This window comes from Psychrobacter sp. AOP7-A1-24 (genome assembly GCF_052376235.1).
Lineage (GTDB): Bacteria > Pseudomonadota > Gammaproteobacteria > Pseudomonadales > Moraxellaceae > Psychrobacter.
Window position 1 is genome coordinate 23,262 of the sequence record NZ_JBQSVM010000025.1, and the last position, 24,321, is coordinate 47,582.

The 24,321-nt window shown below is 41.0% G+C and carries 19 protein-coding genes; 10 read left to right on the forward strand and 9 right to left on the reverse strand.

The features are described 5' to 3' along the window. Positions 1 to 82: 82 nt before the first annotated feature. The 6 genes from nrdR to rpmH form a co-directional block, all read right to left on the reverse strand. Positions 83 to 541: a transcriptional regulator NrdR gene (gene nrdR / locus ACT3QQ_RS09605; RefSeq protein WP_057762240.1), complete on the reverse strand. Its 459-nt coding sequence runs from the start codon at positions 539 to 541 to the stop codon at positions 83 to 85. Between the two features lie 87 nt (positions 542 to 628). After that, positions 629 to 2,017, reverse strand: coding sequence for a tRNA uridine-5-carboxymethylaminomethyl(34) synthesis GTPase MnmE (gene mnmE / locus ACT3QQ_RS09610; protein WP_444527853.1), 1,389 nt, complete (start codon positions 2,015 to 2,017; stop codon positions 629 to 631). A 260-nt stretch (positions 2,018 to 2,277) separates the two neighbouring features. Then, positions 2,278 to 3,960, reverse strand: coding sequence for a membrane protein insertase YidC (yidC, locus tag ACT3QQ_RS09615; protein WP_444520055.1), 1,683 nt, complete (start codon positions 3,958 to 3,960; stop codon positions 2,278 to 2,280). A 215-nt stretch (positions 3,961 to 4,175) separates the two neighbouring features. After that, the gene (gene yidD / locus ACT3QQ_RS09620) at positions 4,176 to 4,550 is read right to left on the reverse strand and encodes a membrane protein insertion efficiency factor YidD (protein WP_444527837.1); all 375 of its coding nucleotides are present in this window, start codon (positions 4,548 to 4,550) and stop codon (positions 4,176 to 4,178) included. Position 4,551: 1 nt separating this feature from the next. Further along, positions 4,552 to 4,923, reverse strand: a complete 372-nt coding sequence (gene rnpA, locus ACT3QQ_RS09625) for a ribonuclease P protein component (protein ID WP_444527838.1) — start codon at positions 4,921 to 4,923, stop codon at positions 4,552 to 4,554. A gap of 179 nt (positions 4,924 to 5,102) precedes the next feature. Next, positions 5,103 to 5,237 (reverse strand): 50S ribosomal protein L34, encoded by a 135-nt coding sequence (gene rpmH / locus ACT3QQ_RS09630; RefSeq protein WP_007394757.1) that lies wholly within the window; start codon positions 5,235 to 5,237, stop codon positions 5,103 to 5,105. Positions 5,238 to 5,828: 591 nt separating this feature from the next. Between rpmH and dnaA the strand changes: the two genes are divergently transcribed. The 5 genes from dnaA (at position 5,829) to ACT3QQ_RS09655 (ending at position 13,845) form a co-directional block, all read left to right on the forward strand. Beyond that, positions 5,829 to 7,268 (forward strand): chromosomal replication initiator protein DnaA, encoded by a 1,440-nt coding sequence (gene dnaA / locus ACT3QQ_RS09635; protein ID WP_444527839.1) that lies wholly within the window; start codon positions 5,829 to 5,831, stop codon positions 7,266 to 7,268. A gap of 160 nt (positions 7,269 to 7,428) precedes the next feature. Next, positions 7,429 to 8,604 carry a DNA polymerase III subunit beta gene (gene dnaN / locus ACT3QQ_RS09640; RefSeq protein ID WP_444527840.1) on the forward strand — a complete coding sequence of 392 codons (1,176 nt, stop codon included), beginning with the start codon at positions 7,429 to 7,431 and terminating at the stop codon, positions 8,602 to 8,604. A 138-nt stretch (positions 8,605 to 8,742) separates the two neighbouring features. Then, a complete protein-coding gene (gene recF / locus ACT3QQ_RS09645; RefSeq protein WP_444527841.1) occupies positions 8,743 to 9,954 on the forward strand; it encodes a DNA replication/repair protein RecF in 1,212 nt (403 codons plus the stop codon). Between the two features lie 510 nt (positions 9,955 to 10,464). Then, positions 10,465 to 13,077, forward strand: coding sequence for a DNA topoisomerase (ATP-hydrolyzing) subunit B (gene gyrB, locus ACT3QQ_RS09650; RefSeq protein ID WP_444527842.1), 2,613 nt, complete (start codon positions 10,465 to 10,467; stop codon positions 13,075 to 13,077). A 132-nt stretch (positions 13,078 to 13,209) separates the two neighbouring features. Beyond that, the gene (locus tag ACT3QQ_RS09655; RefSeq protein ID WP_444527843.1) at positions 13,210 to 13,845 is read left to right on the forward strand and encodes a manganese efflux pump MntP; all 636 of its coding nucleotides are present in this window, start codon (positions 13,210 to 13,212) and stop codon (positions 13,843 to 13,845) included. A 289-nt stretch (positions 13,846 to 14,134) separates the two neighbouring features. On the opposite strand, the gene rlmF is transcribed toward ACT3QQ_RS09655, so the two are convergent. After that, a complete protein-coding gene (gene rlmF / locus ACT3QQ_RS09660) occupies positions 14,135 to 15,193 on the reverse strand; it encodes a 23S rRNA (adenine(1618)-N(6))-methyltransferase RlmF (RefSeq protein ID WP_444527844.1) in 1,059 nt (352 codons plus the stop codon). A gap of 29 nt (positions 15,194 to 15,222) precedes the next feature. After that, positions 15,223 to 15,996 (reverse strand): LysE family translocator, encoded by a 774-nt coding sequence (locus ACT3QQ_RS09665; RefSeq protein ID WP_444527845.1) that lies wholly within the window; start codon positions 15,994 to 15,996, stop codon positions 15,223 to 15,225. 273 nt (positions 15,997 to 16,269) lie between these two features. Here ACT3QQ_RS09665 and ACT3QQ_RS09670 point away from each other — a divergent pair, with 273 nt between their 5' ends. The 5 genes from ACT3QQ_RS09670 to ACT3QQ_RS09690 all read left to right on the forward strand — a co-directional run bounded on the left by ACT3QQ_RS09670 (position 16,270) and on the right by ACT3QQ_RS09690 (position 22,812). Then, positions 16,270 to 17,070 carry a crotonase/enoyl-CoA hydratase family protein gene (locus ACT3QQ_RS09670; RefSeq protein ID WP_444527846.1) on the forward strand — a complete coding sequence of 267 codons (801 nt, stop codon included), beginning with the start codon at positions 16,270 to 16,272 and terminating at the stop codon, positions 17,068 to 17,070. Between the two features lie 22 nt (positions 17,071 to 17,092). Beyond that, entirely contained in the window at positions 17,093 to 17,794 is a 702-nt protein-coding gene (locus tag ACT3QQ_RS09675) for a tetratricopeptide repeat protein (RefSeq protein ID WP_444527847.1), read from the forward strand. A 196-nt stretch (positions 17,795 to 17,990) separates the two neighbouring features. Further along, a complete protein-coding gene (locus tag ACT3QQ_RS09680) occupies positions 17,991 to 20,147 on the forward strand; it encodes an McrB family protein (RefSeq protein WP_444527848.1) in 2,157 nt (718 codons plus the stop codon). After that, entirely contained in the window at positions 20,125 to 21,519 is a 1,395-nt protein-coding gene (locus tag ACT3QQ_RS09685; protein ID WP_444527849.1) for an McrC family protein, read from the forward strand. The genes ACT3QQ_RS09680 and ACT3QQ_RS09685 overlap by 23 nt, the downstream gene beginning before the upstream one ends. Positions 21,520 to 21,630: 111 nt before the next feature. Then, positions 21,631 to 22,812: a MalY/PatB family protein gene (locus ACT3QQ_RS09690; protein WP_444527850.1), complete on the forward strand. Its 1,182-nt coding sequence runs from the start codon at positions 21,631 to 21,633 to the stop codon at positions 22,810 to 22,812. 105 nt (positions 22,813 to 22,917) lie between these two features. Here the strand turns inward: ACT3QQ_RS09690 and ACT3QQ_RS09695 are convergent. After that, the coding region (locus ACT3QQ_RS09695; RefSeq protein WP_444527851.1) for a BCCT family transporter at positions 22,918 to 24,321 on the reverse strand (1,404 nt) is incomplete at its 5' end.

Below are 24,321 nucleotides of genomic sequence, written 5' to 3' on the forward strand. Positions count from 1 at the left end.
ATAAATGATTGAGGGTTCTATACAAGAAAATAAGGTTCGAAAGCTGATTGGCCGTTAAAATTTACTTATTAGGTTGGTTTGCTTACTTTTCATTTGGACGAATATTAGCAATTTCTTGATGAAAGGCATCGATATCTTGAAAGTCGCGATACACACTGGCAAAGCGTACATAGGCGACATCATCTAAAGTTTTAAGCTCACTCATGATGATCTCACCCAAGACCTTACTACTGATTTCTCGCTCACCCATCTGCCTGACACGCTTTTCTATACGACTAATCATCGCCTCTTGTTCATCGATAGTGATAGGACGCTTTTGTAAAGGTAGTAAAATAGAACGGCGCAGCTTTTCATTGTCGTAAGGTTCAATCTTGTTACTCGATTTAATAATCCTTGGCATGACAACTTCTACCATCTCAAAAGTCGTAAAACGTTCTTGGCAGCTGTTACACGAACGGCGTCGACGCACTTGTGCACCTTCCGCAGCAAGACGTGAGTCAATAACCTTGGTCTCTGACGCATTACAGTACGGACAGTGCATAGCATTTCCTTATTTTACGATTGAGCATAAGAGCAGTGTTTTTAACATAGCTAAGTTTATTAAATAGTAAAAAACACCACTTACTAGTTATTTACCAATACAAAAGCTGCCGAATATCTTACCCAACAAGTCATCGGCGCTGAACTCACCCGTAATTTCACCTAAACTTTGCTGGGCCTGACGTAAACTATCAGCAACCAACTCACCCGCTTCAAATACCGTTAATTGTTCATGTGCCTCTGCCAAGAAATCAGCTGTGCGTCTAAGCGCATCTAAATGCCTAGTACGAGCGGTTAAGCTATTCTCTGGTGGATGAAAACCTACTTTTTCACATAGTGCTTCGACTAAATTATCAATACCAACGCCTGTTTCACATGAAACATTGACTTGCTCATAACCTCTGCTCTTGATTTCAGCTTGGGTCATAGCAGCGACTTTTTCATTACTACTATCGCTCAATAAGTCGCTCTTATTAGCAATGATTAGCAAACGCTTAGCTTCTGGCAACTCACCAAATAACTGCTCTGCAAGCTGTAACGGTGTGCTCTCTTCTTCCACATCACGAGTCACATCATAGACCATCAGTAGCATATCAGCTTGCGTGATGGCAGTACGGGCACGTTCAATACCAATACGCTCAACAGTATCCTCTGTATCGCGTAGGCCTGCCGTATCAGTGAGATGTAGTGTCAAACCGTTGAGCACCACAGTCTCTTGTAGCGTATCACGTGTCGTACCAGCGACATCAGTCACAATAGCACGCTCCTGCCCTGCAAGACGGTTTAGCAAGCTCGATTTACCTGCATTTGGTCTTCCTGCTAGCACAACATGGATACCATCACGCAAAAGTTGACCCTGCTTTGCCGTTGCTAAGACTTGTTGTATTTTATCTTGCGTGTGCTCGAGTTTGCTTTGTATGACTCCATCAGACAAAAAGTCGACATCTTCTTCATCAGGAAAATCAATCGCAGCTTCAACATGTAAACGCAAGTGAATAAGTTGTTCTAATAGTTGGTTGATTTTTTGTGAAAACTCACCGCTTAGTGAGCGAATTGCACTACTGGCTGCGGCGGCACTAGTTGCATCGATCGCATCGGCAATTGCTTCTGCTTGTACCAAGTCCAATTTATCATTATCAAAGGCACGGTAAGAAAACTCTCCTGCACTTGCTTGCTTGGCACCTAGCTCAAATACACGCGAGAGCAGTTGGTTTTGTAAAATAACTCCACCATGCCCTTGCAGCTCAATCACATCCTCACCTGTGAACGAATGCGGTCCCTTGAAGAACAAGACCAGCCCTTCATCGATAACAGTGCCGTCAGCCTGATAAAAACGACAAAAACTGGCCGTGCGTGGTGTAAAAGCAGATTTACCCGTCAAAGCGCATGCCATGTCATAAGCACGACTGCCTGATAGGCGTATAACACCTACACCGCCTCGTCCAAGCGGCGTTGCAATCGCAGCAATTGTGGCCAATCCGGATGTATTAGACTTTTCAGAAGAATCAGGTTTGGCTAATGCTGTCTCTAAGGAATCCACAATTACTCTCAATGTTTAAAAACTCCATTATAGACGTCTGGACTCATACTGACAAAGCAAACTTTGAAAGGAGATAGTATTAGACGCACTTTCGTTTTGGTGTTGATAAGCTGTGGATAAAATCTATCACTTACCCACCACCTATAAAAAAACCACCGCTTACGCGATGGTTTTTTATGTTTCTTACAAAAAGCTAGTTAATCAACTACTTTTACCGTACGGCGCTTTTGCTCTTCTTCAACTTTTCTATTAACGATATATTGTTGAGTCATACTAAACAAGTTATTCACGGTCCAATATAGAACTAAACCTGCTGGGAAGAACAACATAAACGCTGTAAAGATAATCGGTAAGAACTTCATGACTTTTGCTTGCATTGGATCAGCTGGCTGAGGGTTCAGCTGCTGCTGTACAAACATTGAAGCGCCCATTAGCAATGGTAAGATAAACCATGGATCCATCGCTGAGAGATCTTGAATCCACAAAATCCATGGTGCATGACGAAGCTCAACACTCTCTACTAATACCCAATATAGCGCTAAGAAAATTGGCATCTGCATCAAGATAGGTAGACAACCCGCCATTGGATTGACCTTTTCTTCTTTATATATTGCCATCATTTCTTGTGACATTTTCATACGATCATCGCCATGCTCTTCTTTGAGCACTTTGAGTTTTGGTGCGATAGCGCGCATTTTTGCCATAGAGTAGTAGCTCTTATTAGAGAACCACATTAAGGCAATTTTAACCAAGATAGTCAGGATAATAATCGACCAACCCCAGTTACCCACTACTTTGTGCACACCATCCAAGATAGCGAACAAGACTTTAGATATAGGCCATAATAAACCGTAATCAACTGTCTGGTTGAGACCTACCGCTACATCTTTAAGCTCAGACTGTACTTTCGGGCCTGAATATAGCGTCGCATTCAAAGTAACTTGCTTGTTCGGTGCTACGTTTACTGGTTGACTGTTAAAGCCAATAAAGTAATCACTACCAGTTTCGCGGCTAAAGAATTTGCCCGTGAAGTTTTGAGGCGTCCAGGCAGAGACAAAGTAATGCTGTACGATACCAACCCAGCCTTTATCGCTGGTCGTCGTCAATTCACCATCACTAAAGTCACCAAATTTCAACTTGTTATAAGGATCATCTGGTGTACCCCAAGCACCGCCTAAATAAGTCGCCATGCTCAGCGCACCTTTATCAGACATACCAGGATCTTTACTATCATCACGCTTTAGCTGTGCAAACATTTGACCTTGCCAAGCATTGGTAGACGCGTTTTGAATCTGATAGCTAATGTCGATTGGATATTTGTTTTCAGTGAAAGTGAACGTCTTGGTAATCGTCACGCCGTCTTTTTTGTAAGTAAGCGGTACTGACAACGTTTGCTGTCCATCTTCCATTACATAGTTGTTAGCAGTATGGTTATAAGTCGCTCTACCCTCTGCTGTATCAATACCGTTCTGACCAATAAGTCCAGATTGAGCCACATATACACGGTTACTGTTATTTTCTAACAGTACGAAAGGCTTATCGCTATCGAGCGTTGCGTCATACTGCTTGAGCGCAGCATAAACAATATCACCGCCTTCTGGATTGATTTTTATATCATAGCGATCGGTTGTTACCGTGATTAGACCAGCGTTTTTCGCAGGAGTTGCTGTCACAGCACTGTTATCCACAGGTAATGTCTGTACCGGGATATCACCTGCTGCACCAGTAGTAGAAGGAATGTCAGCACCTACCGAACTCGTAGTTTCTGGCACCGCATCTACCGCTGGAGCATCGGCATAATCATCTCGCCATGCCAAAATCAGCAGATAAGCGGTAATTAGCATCGCAATGATGATCATCACCCGAAATATCTTTTGCATAAACCTTTCCTAGATTAAAAAATTAGGGAATGAAAAATTAGGGCATGTGTCATGACCGTGTTACACAGTTGTTCTGTTACAAGACAACTGTATCAGTAGTCATTTACATAAAATGTGCATCATTTTACTAAAAATCTGTCTCAAATGATACCAAGAGTGTGGATAACTTGTGGGTAACTTAATAGGGTATCTACCTGAGGCTAGAGAAAGGGATCTTATATTGATTTCAATAAATGATTAAGCTGTGAAACATAACTAGTATTGTCTTGATAGATACCCAATCCCTGAATATTAGTATCTGACACACTAATAGAAGATACGTATTGATAACTATAAGAAGCTAAAGGCAAGGGTACAAAATCCACACCGTGTCCACCCAGAGGGTGACAACTGCTAAGACGTTTTAGCAACAACCAACTACCTTTACGAACACCATGCCATGCCAAAGCTTGTTTGCCATAATTTGAGCATGTTGGATAATAGCGACAACGAGCAGGTATTATAGGACTGACTATTTTTTGGTAAAAGATTATTAAATACAATAAAATATTAAAAAATATTTCATTTATATTTTTTAATAAAAATTTCATTTTATTTATTTTCTATTTTTTTAAATATATTAATTATTTGAATTTTTAATTCTTTATTATTTATATCCCTAATAGGTTTTTTAATAATAAAAACAATATCTTTATTTTCCATTTTAAAAGCTTTTGTGCGAAACTCTTCACGCACATATCTTTTAATCAGATTTCGAGCCACAGCAGTAGGTACTTTACGCTTCGTGATAGCCATACCAACTCGCGGCTGGTCATGTTCATTGGCACGTACAAAAGCCATCAAGTGACTCTGATGAATCTTGCGTTCAGGTGCGTCAAAGACCTCACGAAAGGCTGCAGGAGTAAGCAGACGTTGTTGCTTAGTAAAACTAGCTGTAGGTGTATCTGAAAGAGTATTGGACATAGTACAACCTAGTAGGATAATGATAGAAAAAACAGTAACAAATTATAGAGACAAAAAAAGCGCCAATGTGGGCGCTTTTAATATATGGCTAAGTGTCAGTTGTGATGATTGACTATCGCAATCTATAAACAATAAGAACACAACAAGCACTATTAGCCATGCTTATCGCAATCTACTGATTATACAGTAAGGCGATGACGTCCTTTAGCGCGGCGACGAGCTAAGACCTGACGGCCTTTTTTAGTTGCCATACGAGCACGGAAACCGTGAGTACGTTTACGCTTGATCACGCTTGGTTGGAATGTACGTTTCATAACTCACCTATCAAAATAATGGACTAAATTAGTAATAACGGAGGATTATACCATTCAGTACGGTTTTGGTCAATGAACTAATTTCGTCTTTCTCTAAACCTGAAATACATAATATTAGTTTAGTAGAAAAAATTTCTTAAAAACCTATGTCTAGTCAACCAAATTTTATAGTTATCTATTGTACAATTTTAAAAGTTATCCACAGTTATGCTCAAACTCTATAATAATAATTAATTAATATAAATATAGTATTGTTATTATTAGGATCAAGAATATCTGTGGTTAAGTCGGTTTTCTTCTTTTTTATCAATTTACTAGACTATGGGTAAGGTTGTGGATAAACTGTGGGTTAAATATGGATAACTAGCTTTCTAAAGTTATGCACAAAACTATCCACAGTATTATCCACAAAAAACAAGGTTTTATCCACAGGGTGTTTGTGTTAAATTAGCCGCTACTTAATATACGGCCTCGTATAGGTTATTAATTCAAGCTTTGCGGTCAGTTATTGCACGTAGTATCAAGACTTAAGTAGCAATTTATATTGGTGTAACGTAACCATTATTTCAGATTATAAGGTTAGTATTTTTCATGATAGACACAGTAAATATTTGGGATAAATGTCTAAACGATTTGCGTTATAACGTCAAAGATAATGTGTTTACTATGTGGCTGAGACCTTTGTCAGCTCATCAAGAATCACAAACTTTAATCATTCTTGCTCCCAATGATTATTTTGTGACGTATATCAAAAAAAATCATCTTCAAGATATTCAGCAATTAGTGACTAAGCACAGTCAAGGTAGTATTGAAGAGGTCGTTGTACGTGTTGATAATGCTGGGCGCAATGAAGAAGATAATGGTCAATTAGGTTCTTTGTTTGTAGAAGACGAGGTCTCCCCTACCCCATCCGAACACAAATTTGAATCTATTCATCATAACAACGCGAAAGCAGATATCGACGCGAACATGCGTCATACTGAGCCAGTGGAGTCTGCTGATACAAAGTCACTAAGCTATTTGAATCCTGACTTCACCTTTGAAACCTTCGTTACGGGCAAGTCCAATAACTTGGCTTACAAGGCTTGTTATGAGCTTGGTAAGCGCCAATCGAAAAATCGTCACAATCCTTTATTTATATACGGTCCTTCTGGATTGGGAAAAACGCATTTAATGCATTCTGTAGCTCATCGTTATTTAAAAAATAATCAAAGTTTTTATTATTTCACTTCTGAAAAATTTATAAACCAATTAGTTTATTCATTAAGAAATAATAAAATAGAAGATTTTAAAAAGAAAATAAAAAGAGTAGACTTACTAATTGTAGATGATATTCACGTATTAGCAGGTAAGACTAAAAGTAGTAATGAGTTTTTAACATTATTTGCAGATTTTACTAGTGGTGATAAACAGTTAATTTTAGCCTCTGATCGCCATCCTTCTCAAATGACAGAGTTTGATGAACGATTTAGATCACGATTCTCTTGGGGATTAACAGTCGCTGTTGATCCTCCTGAGATTGATACTCGAGTACAGATTCTGCAGAAAAAAGCGGCCTCATACGGAATGGCATTACCAAAGGAATGTGCGCTATTCATTGCACAAAATGTGGTTTCTAATGTCAGACGTTTAGAAGGTGCCTTAAACCAAGTGTTTGCCAATGCTAACTTAACAGGGGCACAGATTACGCTTGAGATGGTGCAATACGCACTAAAAGACATCGTTGCGATGCGTGTGCAGGCAGTGAATATGGATAACATCCGTAAGATAGTTGCTGAGTACTATGATGTCACGGTCAAAGATATTATGGGACGTAAACGTACGCGTAGTATTGCAAGGCCACGTCAAATAGCGATGGCTTTGTCGCGTGAATTAACAGGCGATAGCTTCCCTGAAATTGGTCAGTCGTTCGGTGGACGTGACCATACGACGGTGATGCATGCTTGCGATAAAGTAAATGAGTTAAGAGCGGCGGATCCTACGTTTGATAAGGATTATAAGACTCTATCTCTGATGTTACAGGCAGGATAGAGTCGCCATATATCATTGTGTTTTAGTAGAGATAGATGGTTTATAATATCAAAAATATAAGTGCACGGATGCTTTGTAGATTATCATCAGCAGACAAGGTATTATTGAGTCATTACGACAATTTTTTATAAAAGAATCATTCAAATAAGAGTAACTAAGCATGCAATTATCGATCAATCGAGAATCGTTACTAAAAGCTATCAACTTGATCGCTAAAGCCGCTGATAAACGCCACAATATGGTTATATTGGGTAATATCAAGCTACAGTTATCAGAATCTGAGCTTGTTTTGACAGCGTCAGATTTAGAGGTAGAGCTGACATCGACATTGAAATTGCCTGCTGGTGCTTGTGTTGAAGCAGGTACCACGACGCTTCCTGCAACTAAGCTAAAGGATATTTGCAAATCGCTACCTGCACAGGCGCAAGTTAATCTAGCAACTCAGGCAAATGAGCGCTGCTTGTTAACTAGTGGTAAGAGCCGTTTTACATTAGGGACGTTACCAAGTGAAGACTATCCAAGCTTAGGTAATCCTGAAAATATTACACCTCTGACTATCAGTCGTAATCGTCTGACAGACTTGATTCATAAGACACAGTTTGCGATGGCGATTCAAGATGTACGCTATTATCTAACCGGTATGCTATTTGATGTGTCACAGCAGCAACTGACAACGGTAGCGACTGATGGCCATAGGTTGGCATTGGCTCGTAGTGTTATCAATGTAAGTGCCGATCTTAATATGCAGGCTATCTTGCCACGTAAGGCAGTGATTGAACTTGAGCGCTTGGCTTCCGAGCTTGGTAAGATGCTCGGAGATCAAGACAATGCAGTTACGTTGAGCTTTGGGCGTGAGTTTTTACAAGTAAGCTTGCCGTTTGGGGATGTAGATAGTACAGGGCAGGTGAGCGATAACTTGATGGTGACTTTTACGGCGCGTTTGATTGATGGTAAGTTCCCTGATTATCGCCGTGTGATGCCAAGCAATACCGATAAACTGGCGTTATTCAACCAAGAAAAAATGACAGATGTGCTACGCCGTGTTGCGATTTTAAGTAATGAGAAATCTCGTGGTGTGGTCTTTAATTTCGCTAGTGATGGTATGGTCGAAGTACGTGCAAACAATGCTGAGCAGGATGAAGCGGTTGAGATGATACAAGCTAAGTATCAAGGTGAGCCAATGGAGCTGTCATTTAACGCTGCGTACCTGCAAGATGTATTAGGTGTCATCCAAGGCGACTTACAAATGCATATGAGCCAATCTAATGCCTCTGTACTGGTCAATCAGCTAAATGACGAATTCCATCAATACGTCATTATGCCAATGCGTATATAGTGTTCTTTTTCTTTAAAAATAAATGGAATTGAATAGAAGTAATACGTTTCAAAGAGTTTTATTTCCAGTACTGAAGATTAATTTTAATAAACTTTTGCCTGCTATATTGGCAGGCTTTAATGGGCGGCTATCGGTACCATGATTGAACGTCTACAAATATCTCATCTTAGAAATCTTACACAACTTAGCTTACAGCCTGCTGCTTGCAATGTTATTGTCGGTGCGAACGGTAGCGGAAAAACCTCTTTGCTTGAATCTATATTTTTGTTATCAAGAGGTAAGAGCTTTCGCCATCACCAGCCTAAACGCTATATCCAGCATCATCAAAAAAATACAACAGTTCATGCTAAAATCAGTGATAGTCGTACTTTGGCTATTCAAAAGCAAGCAGATGCTACGACTGTCTTACGTCTCAATCAGACCACTGTTTATAATCAGAGTATCCTGACAGAACAGCTACCTACCTTACTCATAGATCCATCAACAATGGATATGTTGGAGCAAGGAAGTGCGAGCCGTCGACAGCTGCTAGATTGGTTAGTGTTTCACATGAAACAAGGGTTTCATCCGCAGTGGATGGCTTATCAACGTCTTCTAAAGCAGCGCAATAGTTTGCTAAAAAGTACTCGTCACTTAACCCAAGTACAGTTGGCTGAGCTGAAATCATGGGATAAAGGATTGAGCAACCATGCTGCCTTGATTCATCATTATCGTGAACAGGTATTTACTGCATGGCAGCCTTATTTTGCCAAGAGTATCGTACAGCTATTGCCATCTTATGCTGAGCAACTGAGCCTAAGCTATAACGCTGGGTACGACACTAGTATCGCGCTAGATGTGCAGCTTAATGAGCGGTTAGAGCAGGATTTGCAACTGGGGTATACCCGTATAGGCAACCATCGTGCTGATATTCATGTGCATTGGCGTTCTGATGTATCTATAGACAATCAAACGACAGATACTAAAACAGCAGCTTTAGGACATAGTGTTCAAACCAAATTACCGACTTTGAAAGAGCAGGCAGCCAATGTATTGTCTCGCGGTGAAAAGAAGCTGCTCATCACGGCATTGCGTTTATCGCAACTACCACTGTTGCTCAATGATAAAGAGAGCAGTAATTCACTTAATGATGATTTATCATCGAGAGCGACACCTGTTGTGCTGCTAGATGATATTACTGCAGAGTTGGATGATAGAGCTATAGAAATACTTCTGTCGACCCTAGCTAAACTCCCTTGCCAAGTATTTATGACCAGCCTGACAGATGATATTTTGCCCTTAGTCAATGAACTCTGGTCACAACCAAATATGTTTCACGTGAAACAAGGTGAAATCCTACTTACTGACTAATACCTTATATTTTTATTTATGTTTTTGATGGTTATTCAGATATTTTTACCTTTCATTCTTTGGGCTGACAGCGACCAATATTTTCCTTAAGAGCTGCTATGCTAAGACAACCTTCTGCAGGCTGTAAAACTCTCAGTAAACAGTGACTTAGCAGCAAAAAAATGTTAAAATAACCCTTTATTTTTGTCCTGTGCTCAGCAATTGATTGGATAGCATCTCAAACAAGACTTCTATTTTTCGATTTTATGTAAATACTTGATAAGTATGCATTTTATTTATTTCAATAGTTTTAACAATGGCTAGAAAAACAAAGACTATTACTAATAAATAATTTGCTAATTTGAACTCTGTGCAGCTTTTTTTAGGCTAACGGTGGTTAGTGGTTTAGCTGCTCATATGCACTCTAGATTATGAATAATAGATGTTAATTTTAAGATGCTATTATGAAGTGCATTTTTTATAAATGCGCTAACTATAAATGGCTGATTATGGCTAGATTAAGGAATGTACATGAGTGATTCATTACCTATTGACCACGAGCAATTGATAGACGACAGTGCCACTGAAGCTGCTGTGTCTGCTGTAGTTTCAGAAGTATTACCTTCTGATTATAGTTCTAAAGATATTCGTGTATTGCGTGGGCTAGAGGCTGTACGTGTGCGCCCTGGTATGTATATCGGTGATACCGATGATGGCACAGGTTTGCATCATATGGTCTTTGAGGTAGTGGATAACTCTATTGATGAGGCGCTTGCTGGTCACTGTGATCAGATTGATATCGTTATTCACGAAGATGAGTCTGTCAGTGTGATGGATAACGGTCGCGGTGTGCCTGTTGATATTCATCCAGAAGAAGGTGTATCAGCGGCTCAGGTTATTATGACTGTTCTGCATGCGGGTGGTAAGTTTGATGACAATAGCTATAAAGTGTCAGGTGGCTTGCACGGTGTAGGGGTATCAGTAGTTAATGCTCTCTCTGAAAAGCTTGAGATGAATATCTGGCGTGAAGGCTATCATTATCATCAGACTTATACTGACGGTGTGCCTGATAGTGATATCAAGCAAATGGAAGCAACCGATAAAACAGGTACACAAATTCGCTTCTATCCTAGTGCCGATGTGTTTACAGGTACAATCTTTGAGTACGATATCTTAGCAAAACGCTTACGTGAGCTATCATTTTTGAACTCTGGTGTGCGTATTGTTTTGACTGATGAGCGTATTGATAAACGTCATGAGTTTGAACATAAAGGTGGTTTGCTAGAGTTTGTCAGCTATATCAATGCAGGCAAAGATGGTATCAACGAAGTATTCCACTTTACCAGTCAACAAGATGACGGTATCAGCGTAGAAGTCGCGCTACAGTGGTCAGATACTTACAACGAAAAAGTATTGTGTTTCACTAACAATATTCCGCAAAAAGATGGTGGCACTCACTTATCAGGTTTCAGATCAGCACTCACACGTGGCTTAAATAGCTATATGGATCGCGAAAATTTGTTCAAAAAAGAGAAAGTTGCTGCAACTGGTGATGACGCTCGTGAAGGATTGACAGCCATCGTCTCTGTGAAAGTACCAGATCCAAAGTTTTCAAGTCAGACTAAAGATAAGCTGGTTTCAAGCGAAGTGAAGTCTGCTGTTGAATCAGCAATGCACGATAAATTCAATGATTATCTATTAGAGAATCCAAGTGCTGGTAAAGCCATTGCTAATAAAATTATGGAAGCAGCACGTGCTCGTGATGCGGCCCGTAAAGCGCGTGAGATGACACGTCGCAAGACGACTTTGGATATTGCAGGCCTACCTGGGAAGCTGGCTGATTGCCAAGAGAAAGATCCTGTACTTTCAGAACTCTATATTGTGGAGGGTGACTCTGCAGGTGGCTCGGCTAAACAAGGTCGTAGTCGTAAAACGCAAGCAATTTTGCCACTAAAAGGTAAAATTCTGAACGTTGAGCGTGCTCGCTTTGACAAAATGTTGTCTTCTGCTGAAGTTGGTAACCTGATTACTGCATTAGGTTGTGGTATTGGTCCTGACGAATATAACCCTGACAAAGTACGCTATCACAAAATCATCATCATGACCGATGCCGATGTTGATGGATCGCATATTCGTACGTTGTTATTGACGTTCTTCTTCCGTCAAACGCCTGAATTGATTGAGCGCGGCTATGTATATATTGCTCAGCCACCGCTATATAAAGTAAAAAAAGGCCGTCAAGAGTTATATTTGAAAGACGATGAAGCACTCAAAGCATATCTATTGTCTTCAACAATCGATAATACTAAGCTGCATATCAGTGCTGATGCACCTGCGATTACTGGACAAGCTCTTGAAGCACTGCTTAACGACTATAACCAAACGCAGTTGGTCAAAGCACGTTTACAAATTCGTTTCCCAGCGGTGATTTTGGACGCATTAACGCATACACCAAAACTTAGCACTGACATGACTTATGATGAGTCTGCTATGCAATCGTGGAAAGCAGCGATGCAGACTCAGCTTGATCAATTTGGTAGCGATCTGAGTCCTGAGATTGAACTGATTAATATCCATGCGCCGCAGCCAAAAAATATGGATGCAGCCGCAGCAGATCTATTGGGTATGACGCCAGTAGTAGGCAACGAAGAGGGCGAAGCGTCAGATAGTGAGGCTTTATCTACTAAGGCTCAATGGCTACCACGCGTCACAGTATATGTTCACCAATTAGCCCATCATTATCTACTAGATGCTAGCTTTATTAACTCGGGTGAGTATAGCAAGCTATTACGTTTATCAAGTGAATGGAATACATTGCTTGAGGACGATGCTTTTATCCGCCGTGAGAGCAATAGTGGCAGTAAAGATATGCCGATACGAGACTTTGATTATTTATGGCAACAGATGATGGTCGATGCACGTCGTGGCCTATCTGTCCAGCGTTATAAAGGTTTGGGCGAGATGAATGCGGACCAATTATGGGATACCACGATGGACCCTGAAAACCGTCGTATGCTGCGTGTGTCTATCGAAGATGCCATCGCTGCGGATCATATGTTTACCTGCTTGATGGGTGATCATGTGGAACCACGCCGTATCTTTATTGAAGAAAATGCATTGACCGTTTCTAATCTTGATATCTAGCCTTGCACCTTAAGTTTGATATCTAAGTTTGGGTCTTGTTCTAATAGCATATAAAAATACCGCTTTGGATGCCAAAGCGGTATTTTTGTTTCACGTGGAACAAAAATCTGACCATTTTATGAGAAATACAAAATGATTGAGGTGATACTACTTGCTATCGCGCTGGCCATGGATGCGTTTGCTGTCGCGATCGGGCTAGGGGCTAAATCACAAAAGCAAAGCCATTATTATGTGCTGCGTTTGGCTATTTATGCTGCTTTATATTTTGGCATTGCACAGGGCGTGATGCCGCTCATAGGCTACTTATTAGGTGCGGCACTGTTGGGTTGGTTGGCAGCGGCTGCGCCTTGGATTGGTGGTTTTATTCTTATCGCTCTCGGCGCAAAGATGCTTTACGAAGTATTCTTTGGAGTTAATGGGACTGATGAGGCTAATGATGTTACTAAAAGCACTGGAAATAAAGAGGTTGAGGTGAGTACTGATGCTGTTTTAGTCAACAGTACCGTGCAAAAACAGATCAGTCAACGCACTTTGTTTACGCTCGCTATTGCGACCAGTATCGATGCGATGGCTGCGGGATTTACGCTCAACCTATTGGCAATCAATGCTTGGTTAGCTTGTCTGATTATTGCCATCGTTACTGCTGTATTTGGCTTATTTGGTGTTTATCTAGGTTGGCGCTCGGGGACGTGGTTAGAAGATAAAGCAGAAGCTTTGGGTGGTATGGTACTTGTCTTAATCGGGCTAAAGGTGATGTTTTTTGGCTAATCTATAGTTGATTCACTATAAAATAAACACATCGATACGGGTTACATGTTGCGCCGCCTCTGTCTGCGTAGGCACAGCAAGCAAGAAAAACGTAACCCATATCGCGTAGTTGTACCTCTTTTATTTAGGACTGACTATATTTAGGTTTTTACTTAGTTTTAATAAAGGTTAGCTTTTATTAAAATTAGTCGTTATAAAAATTAATCTTTAAAAAAGGCACCGCTTTGATATTCAAAGTGGTGCCTTTTTGTTTCACGTGAAACAAGGTGTTAGTAGTCTGGTTTAGTGATTACTCTTCGTCGGTGTCGAAACGCCATGCCAATAGACGCGTGCTTTTTTGGCCTTGGCTCATCTCAATGATACGCATTTGAGTGACATTCAATTGCTTTAGTAGCAGCTGTAACGGCTTTACGTTTTCAGACTTTGAGACGAGGCTAGTAAACCAACCGACATGCTCTGCAAAGCCCTGACTTTCTTTTATCATCTTGGTTAAGAAGGCAATCTCGCCACCTTCACTCCATAGCTCTTTATGCTGACCACCGAAGTTTAGGTTTTGAGCAGCATTACCTGACTTGGTTGAATGACGACTGATTTGAGGGCTTTCGTTTTTACCACGATGGCGTTGCAGGTTATGCTGCTTACGGCTATTGGCTTCCATTGCTTCTTCTAAAGACGCATGAAACGGAGGGTTGCAAACCACGATATCAAAATAATCCTGACGACCGATGATGTTTTTAAAGATGAATTTAGGCTCAGGTTGGAGCTTTACTTTAACTGAGTTTTTCAGTTTTGGGTTTGAATCACAAATCAACGCTGCGGTATTGACCGAAATAGGATCAATATCGCTTGCGGTAAAGCGCCAGCCATAGCTCTGGCTGCCAACGATAGGATAGATAGCACTAGCACCAGTACCGATATCAAGCGCGTGAATCTCTTTGCCTGTCGGCGGTGTGTTATCAGCATTTACGTGAGTGGTTTGTGCCAATAAATCCGCGATGTAGTGAATATAATCTGCACGACCGGGGATAGGCGGGCATAGATAGCCTTCAGGAATATCCCAAAACTTGACCCCATAATAGTTCGCCAACAGGGCTCTATTGAGCACGCGCACAGCCTGATGATCCGAGAAGTTAATCGTCGACTCACCTTTAGGATTGGTAATCGTATGTTCAGCAAGCTCGGGTAAAGCGCGAGTCAGTACCGCAAAGTCATAACGACCTTGGTGCGGGTTGCGTGGGTGCAGCTGACCGAGCTTTTTTGCGGTCGCAGGAGATCTGTTTCTGTGCTTACTGTTCGAGGGATAACTGGTCATAGTGCGCGGCTTTGATGTTTGAATATAATCAACCATTTTAGCAGATTTCGCCGCAAACAAACGTTTTATCGGTTACGTAAAATGAGGTTTAAGCCCAATACTATCATCGCTGTACCTAATATGCGGTCGATCCAATGCTCAAACCTTTGAAAGCGGCGGTGAATAGCAGGGATAGAGAGCAGCATTACGACTGTACTAAACCATGACATCTGTAAGATCATCATCCATACGCCATAAATAGCCAGTTGCCAAAGCGGTATGTCAGGCGACAACACAAGCGTAAAGATAGCAACGAAATAGACAGGCGCTTTTGGATTAAAGACATTACAAAAGAATCCGCGACGCAATGTAGCAAAGGTTGATTCGCTATTGCTCGATGGTTTTTCGATAGTGGCGGCTTTAGTTGTGAGATTGGTTTGGCTAGTGAGCGTATCTTGTGAAGCGTGAGCGCTGGAGCTCACTTGTAAGTCTGCGTGCTCTAACGGATCTGCGTCTTTTAAAGGATGCGTTTCTCCTAAAAGATCGGCTGTGGCTAAATCTGCTGGTTTTTTAGGCTTGGCTTGGATACCTTGCCATCCCAAATAAATCAGATAGCCGCCGCCCAACCATTTAATAGTGGTCAATAACGGCTGCGAGTGAGCAATGACCGTCGCCAGTCCCAATACCGAATAGATAATATGTACGGCAAGACCTAAGGTAATACCGAGACTACAGATCAAACCAGTGCGTCGACCTTTTGCCAATGTCTGCTGCGATACTAAGACAAAGTCAGGCCCTGGTGAGGCGGCAGCGAGTAGATGGACGCTGGTGATAAGCAAAAAACCGTGCCAAAATTCCATAAAATGCTCTGAGTGATGTCTTAAGTTTGATAATGGTTACACTGATCGCAAATGAGGTCAACTGATATTGAACTGTGCTTTATTCGTGGCAGTTCTGCTGCTTGTGTTATAGCGCGAGGGTGTCTATATTAAAAGTGGGCCTATCGACAAATTTCTATGAGTAAAGTATCGAGATTTAACCATATAACCACCACTATAAAACTACCTACTATAAGACAACGACTATAAAACTAACCACTATAAGACAATGATTATTTGAACAAGGATGAAACCATGACTACGGACAGTAATAGCACAGACAATCGCATCACTTATGACACGCAAGGCCACGTTTGCCTTGTCGGGCTCAATCGTGCCAATAAACGTAACGCCTTTGACAGTCATATGATCGGGCAGCTGTCTGATGCGATGACCCGCTACGAGCAAGACGACAACTTACGCTGTGCGCTGATATTTGCCCATGGTGATCACTTTACCGCTGGGTTGGATTTAGTCGAGCTACAAGACAAGCTAAACGATGGTGTATTTGAGTTTAATGATGAGCAAATCGACCCATGGGGAATCAGTGGGAAACTGCGTACTAAGCCTGTGGTCGTAGCGGTTAAGGGCACGTGCTTTACCGTAGCTATCGAGCTGATGCTAAACAGTGACGTGGTGATCGCTAGTGACAACTGTAACTTTGCCCAAATGGAAGTCCAGCGCGGCATCATGCCATTTGGTGGGGCGACGGTACGCTTCGTCGCGGCGGCAGGCTGGCAAAAAGCCATGCCGTATCTGCTTACTGGTAAAGCATTCGATGCACAAACAGCTGATAGACTGAATTTGGTCAGCGAAGTGGTAGCAAACGGGTCTGAGTATGACCGCGCATTGACGTTGGCACAAGAAATCTGCAAAGCTGCGCCTTTGGGCGTCAGAGGTACATTGTCATCAGCGCAAGATGCAAGTCGCAATGGGGCTGCGACCGCACTCGCTAATATCCATAGCTATCTGCCGCCGCTGTTTCATTCAGAAGATGCAAAAGAGGGCGTAATGGCGATGGTTGAGAGACGTGAAGCTGAGTTTACGGGTCGTTAGACTTAATAATATAAGGTCAACTATGATGAAAGGGTTATTGCTATCAGCAGGTCTGTTGTTATGGATGTCATCAGGGCATGCAGGCGTTCAAACGCATACGCCAACACATGACAAAAACCATACCCATACGAAAATACAAAGCTGCGACAAGATCGAAGCTTACGATGATTATCTCCTTGAAGACTCTAATATTCTAGAAGCAAATATAGATACCCAAGGGATAATTGATGCTTGTCAGTACGCGGTATCAGAAAACCCTAATAACCCCTATGGTATTTATCAATTAGCCCAAGCTTATTACAATCATAAGGATTATGACCAAGCCTATGATTACTATCGCCAAGCTGGCGAGGATGGTTATGCACCTGCTGAGCAAAGTCTAGGCAAGCTTTATAGAATGGGCCGCGGGGTTGCTCAATCTGATACCGAAGCGGCTAAGTGGTTTTTGAAAGCGGCAAAGCAAGGAGATGTCCATGCGCAGTCTGATCTGGGCGGAATGTATTATCAAGGCCGTGGCGTGGTGCAATCTCATGAGCAAGCGCTAAGGTGGACATCATTGGCCGCTGCGCAGGGTGATTCTTATGCTCAGTATAATGTGGGACTCATCTATGAGACGGGTAGAGGCGTTACTCAGTCATACGAGAAAGCGATAGAGTGGTATCAAAAATCTGCCGATCAAGGCAATACTTCTGCACAATCCAAACTGAACTACCTGCAACGTTAGGTTTTTATCTCAGCGATTATTTAACGATTAGGTAAAAAGCGGTGCAGGCTAATGTTTCTAGCTGTCTGTCGCCGCTCTTTCATTCAGAAGATGCGAAAAAGGGTGTAATGGTAATAGTTGAGCGGCGTGAGGCTGAGTTTAAGGGGCGTTAGTTTTATGAATAATACTAAAAAATTATTAATTTATAGGAATAAATATGGAGCAGGTTGTCGTTAGAAGTGATGATTATAATTCTAAATCACAAGTTACTAAGTATGAATGGTTAGAGATATTATCTGACGATAATTTTATGACCAATAACTATAAATATGTGCTGAGCATCTTCTTTTTAGAACATGAGCACAAGGCAACCTGTAAATATTTAGCTGAAAAATATAATACATCTCCATCTTCTATCAGTGGGTTTGTCACTGGGTTTAGTAGAGTTGTTCAAGAGCGCTTAAATAGGTTTGAAATAACTACTGAGAAGGGTGATAAGACCTACTGGCTAGTTACAATGCTTGGTAAAAAGGTAGCGCGTAACTTGTTTGAATGGACACTACGAAACGAGTTAGTTGAAGCAATGATGGAACTCGACTATATCAATGCCAATGCTATCAAAATAGATAGCATTGGTCATTTAGTAAGTCTTATAAACAAAGACGTTGGTGGTTTTAAAAAAGATTTTCTCATAGCTAGAAAAGAGCTGGTAGGTAATCAAAAGATCACTAACTCACAATTATTGTTTAAATATGATAGTGAAGATAGACAATGGGCGATCAATGAAGGGGCAGGCACCGAAGTTCAGTATCATATTTACTTATCAAACAATAAAATTGGTTATGGACTAGGGTTTAATACGCTGTATGTCAGATTTAAAGATGAAAAGACACCGATAGAATATATCAAACCTTATATGGATGCTTTTATAGCTTTGAGAAGCAGTAATGAAATAATAAAGCTTACCGATAGAGATTTTGCATTGAGTACAAGCGATGCTAACTTCCAAAATCCTGTTGAAGATGAGCACTACTTATTCGGTCGAATTATAGAATTAGACGATGCACAGCAATTGTCTTTAATTGACTATTACAGCATCATAAATGACTTGAAGGGAGATTTGTTTAACGCATATAAAAAGGTTTTTGAGTTTGCCAATAAGCTAAATTTGAACGGAAAAATAGCCACTCAAAAAACACAGCAGTCAATCACTCACCCACTACTTAAAGAAATTAGCGAGCTATTATTTGCTAATAAAAATCTCATACTTACAGGTGCACCCGGAACAGGTAAAACCTATTTGGCTAAAACGTTGGCTGAGGAATGGGGTGCAAAATATGAACTCATTCAGTTTCATCCATCTTATGACTATACTGACTTTGTAGAAGGCTTGAGACCTGTTCAAAATGAAAATGGAGAAGTTGGTTTTGAGCTGCGAGATGGAAGCTTTAAAAATTTTTGTAAAGAAGCACTAAAATATAAAAATAATCAGCAGTTAAGTAATTTTGAAGAAGTTTACCAAAGGTTTATAGATGATATATCCGAAAGCGCTATAGACCTGACAACGCCAAGTCGCGAAAGTCCGTTTAGTATTATTGTCAATTCACGCGAAAATATCACAGCAGTTCTTTCGAGCGAAACACAGCGGCAAATCACTTTAACCAAGCCCTTAATACAAAATTATTTAGAAACAGGTAAATCATTACGCTGGAAACCGTACTTAACTTCAGTATGCGATTATATCGAAGAAAATTATGACCTTAGAATGTCTGATACGGGCGATAAAAGCAAAAAATTTATTATTATCTTGGATGAGATTAATCGTGCTGAAATCTCTAAAGTATTGGGTGAGTTGTTCTTCTCTATTGACCCTGGCTATCGAGGGGATAGTGGTAGAGTCACTACTCAATACGCCAATTTGCAAACGGACGAAGATGTATTCAAAAAAGGTTTTTATATACCAGATAACGTCTATATTATTGGCACGATGAATGATATCGACCGCAGTGTTGAGTCTTTTGATTTTGCTATGCGCCGCCGTTTCGCATGGAAAGAAATTAAGTCAGAAGATCGACTATCTATGTGGGAAGGCCAAATTGATGATTGGGAAGAGGAAGCTGAACAGCGCTTAATAGCTTTAAACAAGGCTATCGAATCTGTGCAAGGATGGAATTCAGCTTATCATGTTGGCCCATCTTACTTCCTAAAGCTTGCCAACTATGATGGCGATTTTGATAAGTTATGGACATATCATTTAGAGTCGCTACTTTTTGAATATCTGCGTGGTTATCCTGATGCTGAGCAACAGATTCAAGGATTAAAAGATGCCTATAATCTACAGTTAGGGTTTGATGATGATCATAACGACGGATAATGCTTCATTAATTCTTGATTCTAATGTGCCGAACGTCAACGAAGCTATAGCTGATTTATCATTACTCGCTAGTAAAAATATTGGTGAGCTAGTGACAGCACACCCCAATTTGTTGGTTTTCCCCGCACATTTTGAAGATAATGAAGACGATATTGCTAGCAAACCAATCTTTGAGTTAAAGGTTCGTGAGTCTCAGACCGTTTTAGAGACAGGAAATATCATGGGCTTTATTGGTGTGAAAGATACACAATTGAAAATTCAGTCCCGTTTTGCTCGGGCTTCTGTTGTCGATAATGATGACAGATCCAATCAAGAAGAGGCTATTGAAGAAGATTACTTTCTACATTACATGCTGCAAAAAGTATTGTGTATTAACCTGTTTGACTTAAAGCACAGTCGAAATCAAACCAACCTGTTTGATTTTTTGGTATATCTGTTTCCTTATTTTCTTAAAAAAGCACTCTCACAAGGTCTGTACAAAGAATATCAAAAGCAAAGCTACAACGACAGTAGTCTCAAAGGGACTATCGATGTCAAAGCCCATCTACGCAAAAATCTACTATTTCGAGGCAACGTTGCCTACAGTGTGCGCGAACATAGTTTTGACAATCCAATCTCTCAGCTTATTCGTCATGCTATAGAGCTTATTAAACAAAAACCTAACCTGCGAGATGTGTTGCATAGTGACAGTGAAACACTTGATTTCGTCAATCTCATTGTCCAGCATACTCCGTCATATCATGTACGTGACCGACATACTATCATCAATATGAACCGTAGGCCTTTTGTCCATCCTTACTTTACAGAATACAGTGGCCTGCAAAAAATCTGTCTGCAAATCTTACGTTATGAAGGTCTGAAATATGCTAACAATGATGATAAGGCTCACGGTATTTTATTTGATGGAGCGTGGTTATGGGAGGAGTATCTCAATACGCTACTAAGTCCTATCGGATATGACCATCCTACTAACAATACCCGACAAGGTGGTATGAAGGTGTATGCCCAAAAGTTTTCAGGTAATAACGTGCGTCGTTATCCTGACTTTGTGAAAGACAATCGTATTATTTTAGACGCTAAATATAAGCGTATGAAAAATAATGAAATTAACCGTGATGACCTAAATCAAGTACTCTCGTATTTGTTTTTATATAAAGCAAATATTGGTGGCTATATTGCCCCAAGTGACATAACCAATCTCGACTTGAATATGGGGTTACTTAATGGCTTCGGTGGTAGTATCTACAAGTTTAAATTAGCAATTCCGCAAAAAGTCGCAAGCTACCAAGCGTTTAAAAAAGCTATTTCTGAAAATGAAGCAAAGTTGGTTAAGAGTATTGACTGGCTTTCTCCTAAGCAAAGTGAAGGTTAACTCTTTGAGACAGTTTAAAATGTATTGCATTCAAATTAGCTAGATCCATTGGCGATGACGCCCTTCATGTTGTACCCTAAACCACTATTTTTATAATTAAGAAGAATACCAATGCAATACAACTTTGATGAAATAATCGATAGAAGTAATACAGGCTCACTCAAGTGGCACTATACCGATGACACGATTCCGCTATGGGTCGCAGACATGGATTTTAAGGCCGCCCAGCCCATTTTAGATTCAATTGAGCAAATCGTGCAGCATGGCATATTGGGCTATACCAAACCTACCGATGCCCTGTATGACTCAATTATTCAGTGGCACGGCAGCCGTTATGATTTGCCACTGAAAAAGCAGAATATATTGTTTTCCCCCGGTGTCGTGCCAAGCCTAGCGCTAATGATGAATGTCTTTACCGAAGTAGGTGAGGCAGTACTGGTCAACGATCCTATTTATACGCCGTTTATGAGTAAGGTTGAGCAGAATGGTCGTCGGCTCGTAATCTCTGCGTTACAAGAGGTTGAGGGTAGATATCAGCTGGATTTGGCCGATATCGAAGCCAAAATCATCGAGCATGACGTTAAGCTTTATCTGCTGTGTAACCCGCAAAACCCGGGCGGGCGCGTATGGACGACAGATGAGTTAGAAGCACTGCTTACGATTTGCAAAAAGCACAATGTAGCGATTGTCAGTGATGAGATTCATCAAGATTTGGCCTTGACTGGTCACACGTTTACGCCATTTCTAACCGTAGCTAAAGGCTATGAGCATAATGTAGTTAGCCTGACATCGATGACCAAAACCTTTAACATCGCGGGTATCAAAGGCTCTATGATATTTGCGACAGACGAAGCATTGGTCCAAAAAATCAGCCAACAGCAGCAGTTAAATGACGAATACGAGCTGAACTTATTTGCTTATACAGCGATGCGTGTGGCTTATGAGCAGGGCGGTGAGTGGCTGACGCAGGCGCTGAGTTATATCGAAGCCAACATTGAGTTAACCGTACAGTTTTTAAATCAGCATCTGCCTAAAATCAAGGTCATGCGTCCAGAAGCTTCGTACTTGATTTGGATAGATTGCTCAGCGTATGGTCAAGACGATCAAGTGCTATATGATACGCTGCGAGCTGCCAAGGTTGAGCTGAGCGCAGGATATAAGTACGGTGAGGAAGGGCATCTTAAAATGCGTATTAACGTGGCCTGTCCTAGAGCATTGCTACTCGAAGGATTAAATCGTATGCATATGGCATTGAGTGAGATGACATTGAGTGAGTCAGCCGAAGCTATATAATTGACCCATATAGCGGACAAATAAAAAGGCTGGACTATCGATATAGTCCAGCCTTTTTGGTGTTTTAGAATAATATCAAACGGCAACCATTATGATGCTCAATGATTAACTATTATTTTCAGGGTTCTCCGCATTTTCAGTATCCTCACGCATCTGCTCCCACTCTTCATTTTGATGCAGGACTGAGCCTTCTAGTGCTTCTGAGGTTTCGCCTTCTTCCCACGGCGCATTGTCAGGTAGCTCTTCGATATGGATAGTTTTGACACTGTAATCAGGTTGATACTCAAGATCATATCGAGCGGCTTTAATCACAGATATCATCATCATACCCAAAATAATGATGAGCGGTGCACCAGCGAAAATAGACGCTGTCTGTAAGGTTTGCAGATCTCCTAAGAACATCAAGGTAGCGGGTAATAAACACAAAGTGAATGCCCAAAACAAGCGATTCCAACGATGCGGCTCATCATCCACTTCTTTTTGGACGACAGACGCCAATATATAAGAGATTGAGTCAAAGGTTGTGGCAGTAAAGATAACCGATAAAAAGGTAAATACCGCGATGACTAAATAAGACATCGGTAAGCTATTTAAGATAGCAAAGATGGCAGCGGTTGGAGATTCGTTATTGAGTACCGCCACTACATCGACCGCCCCCGTCAACTGTAAATACAGACCGTAGTTGCCTAAGATAACCATAAACATAGCACAGCCAAGCGAGCCATAAAACATTGACCCTAGTACCATATTACGTATCGTACGACCTCGCGAGATTTTGGCAATAAACAATCCAATCGTTGGCGCAAATACTAGCCACCATGCCCAATAAAACACCGTCCAATCTTGTGGAAAGGTTGTGTGTTCAAAGCCGAATTCTGGGAAGTCTTTGAATGGCTCGATATACGTCATCATGCGCGGCATTTCAGTGATAGAGCGCCCGATAGCCTCCAACCCAGTATTCAAAATAAAGACAGTTGGACCGACAATCAAAATGAATAATAAGAAAATGACAGCCAAGTAAAAGTTAATGTTGGAGAGCTTTTGGATGCCGCCTTTTAACCCTTGATAGGCGCTATAAGCAAAAATTATAGTCGTGACTAATAACACGACAATCTGCATCGTGGTGTTACGTGGTAAACCAAATAGATTGTATAACCCTTCATTAATCAGTGGAGATGCCAGACCGAGCGTTGTGGCGCCACCACCAACCATGCCGAAGATAAATAACACATCTAATAGCTTGGCCCAGTTGCTGCTTGCTAGCTTTTCGCCCAATAATGGCATGAGCGTTTGGCTAACTTTCAGTACCGGTTTTTGACGTACATAATAAAAATAAGCGATAGCCACAGCAGGTACTAAGTAGATAGACCAAGCCACAGGTCCCCAGTGAAAAATCCCGTAGGTAGTCGCCCAGCGAATAGCGTCAGGTGAGCCGCCAGGTAGATTAAAAGGAGGACCTTGATAATAATACGCCCACTCAATCAAACCCCAATAAAGGATACTGGCACC

Excerpts from the sequence above, each read along its gene's own strand:
- ACT3QQ_RS09655 (WP_444527843.1), top strand. The coding sequence starts at position 13,210 with ATGATTGAGGTGATACTACTTGCTATCGCGCTGGCCATGGATGCGTTT.
- nrdR (WP_057762240.1), bottom strand. The coding sequence starts at position 541 with ATGCACTGTCCGTACTGTAATGCGTCAGAGACCAAGGTTATTGACTCA.
- rlmF (WP_444527844.1), bottom strand. The coding sequence starts at position 15,193 with ATGGTTGATTATATTCAAACATCAAAGCCGCGCACTATGACCAGTTAT.
- rpmH (WP_007394757.1), bottom strand. The coding sequence starts at position 5,237 with ATGAAACGTACATTCCAACCAAGCGTGATCAAGCGTAAACGTACTCAC.
- ACT3QQ_RS09690 (WP_444527850.1), top strand. The coding sequence starts at position 21,631 with ATGCAATACAACTTTGATGAAATAATCGATAGAAGTAATACAGGCTCA.
- yidD (WP_444527837.1), bottom strand. The coding sequence starts at position 4,550 with ATGAAATTTTTATTAAAAAATATAAATGAAATATTTTTTAATATTTTA.
- gyrB (WP_444527842.1), top strand. The coding sequence starts at position 10,465 with ATGAGTGATTCATTACCTATTGACCACGAGCAATTGATAGACGACAGT.
- dnaA (WP_444527839.1), top strand. The coding sequence starts at position 5,829 with ATGATAGACACAGTAAATATTTGGGATAAATGTCTAAACGATTTGCGT.
- recF (WP_444527841.1), top strand. The coding sequence starts at position 8,743 with ATGATTGAACGTCTACAAATATCTCATCTTAGAAATCTTACACAACTT.
- ACT3QQ_RS09670 (WP_444527846.1), top strand. The coding sequence starts at position 16,270 with ATGACTACGGACAGTAATAGCACAGACAATCGCATCACTTATGACACG.
- rnpA (WP_444527838.1), bottom strand. The coding sequence starts at position 4,923 with ATGTCCAATACTCTTTCAGATACACCTACAGCTAGTTTTACTAAGCAA.
- ACT3QQ_RS09675 (WP_444527847.1), top strand. The coding sequence starts at position 17,093 with ATGATGAAAGGGTTATTGCTATCAGCAGGTCTGTTGTTATGGATGTCA.
- ACT3QQ_RS09680 (WP_444527848.1), top strand. The coding sequence starts at position 17,991 with ATGGAGCAGGTTGTCGTTAGAAGTGATGATTATAATTCTAAATCACAA.
- ACT3QQ_RS09665 (WP_444527845.1), bottom strand. The coding sequence starts at position 15,996 with ATGGAATTTTGGCACGGTTTTTTGCTTATCACCAGCGTCCATCTACTC.
- ACT3QQ_RS09685 (WP_444527849.1), top strand. The coding sequence starts at position 20,125 with ATGATGATCATAACGACGGATAATGCTTCATTAATTCTTGATTCTAAT.
- yidC (WP_444520055.1), bottom strand. The coding sequence starts at position 3,960 with ATGCAAAAGATATTTCGGGTGATGATCATCATTGCGATGCTAATTACC.
- dnaN (WP_444527840.1), top strand. The coding sequence starts at position 7,429 with ATGCAATTATCGATCAATCGAGAATCGTTACTAAAAGCTATCAACTTG.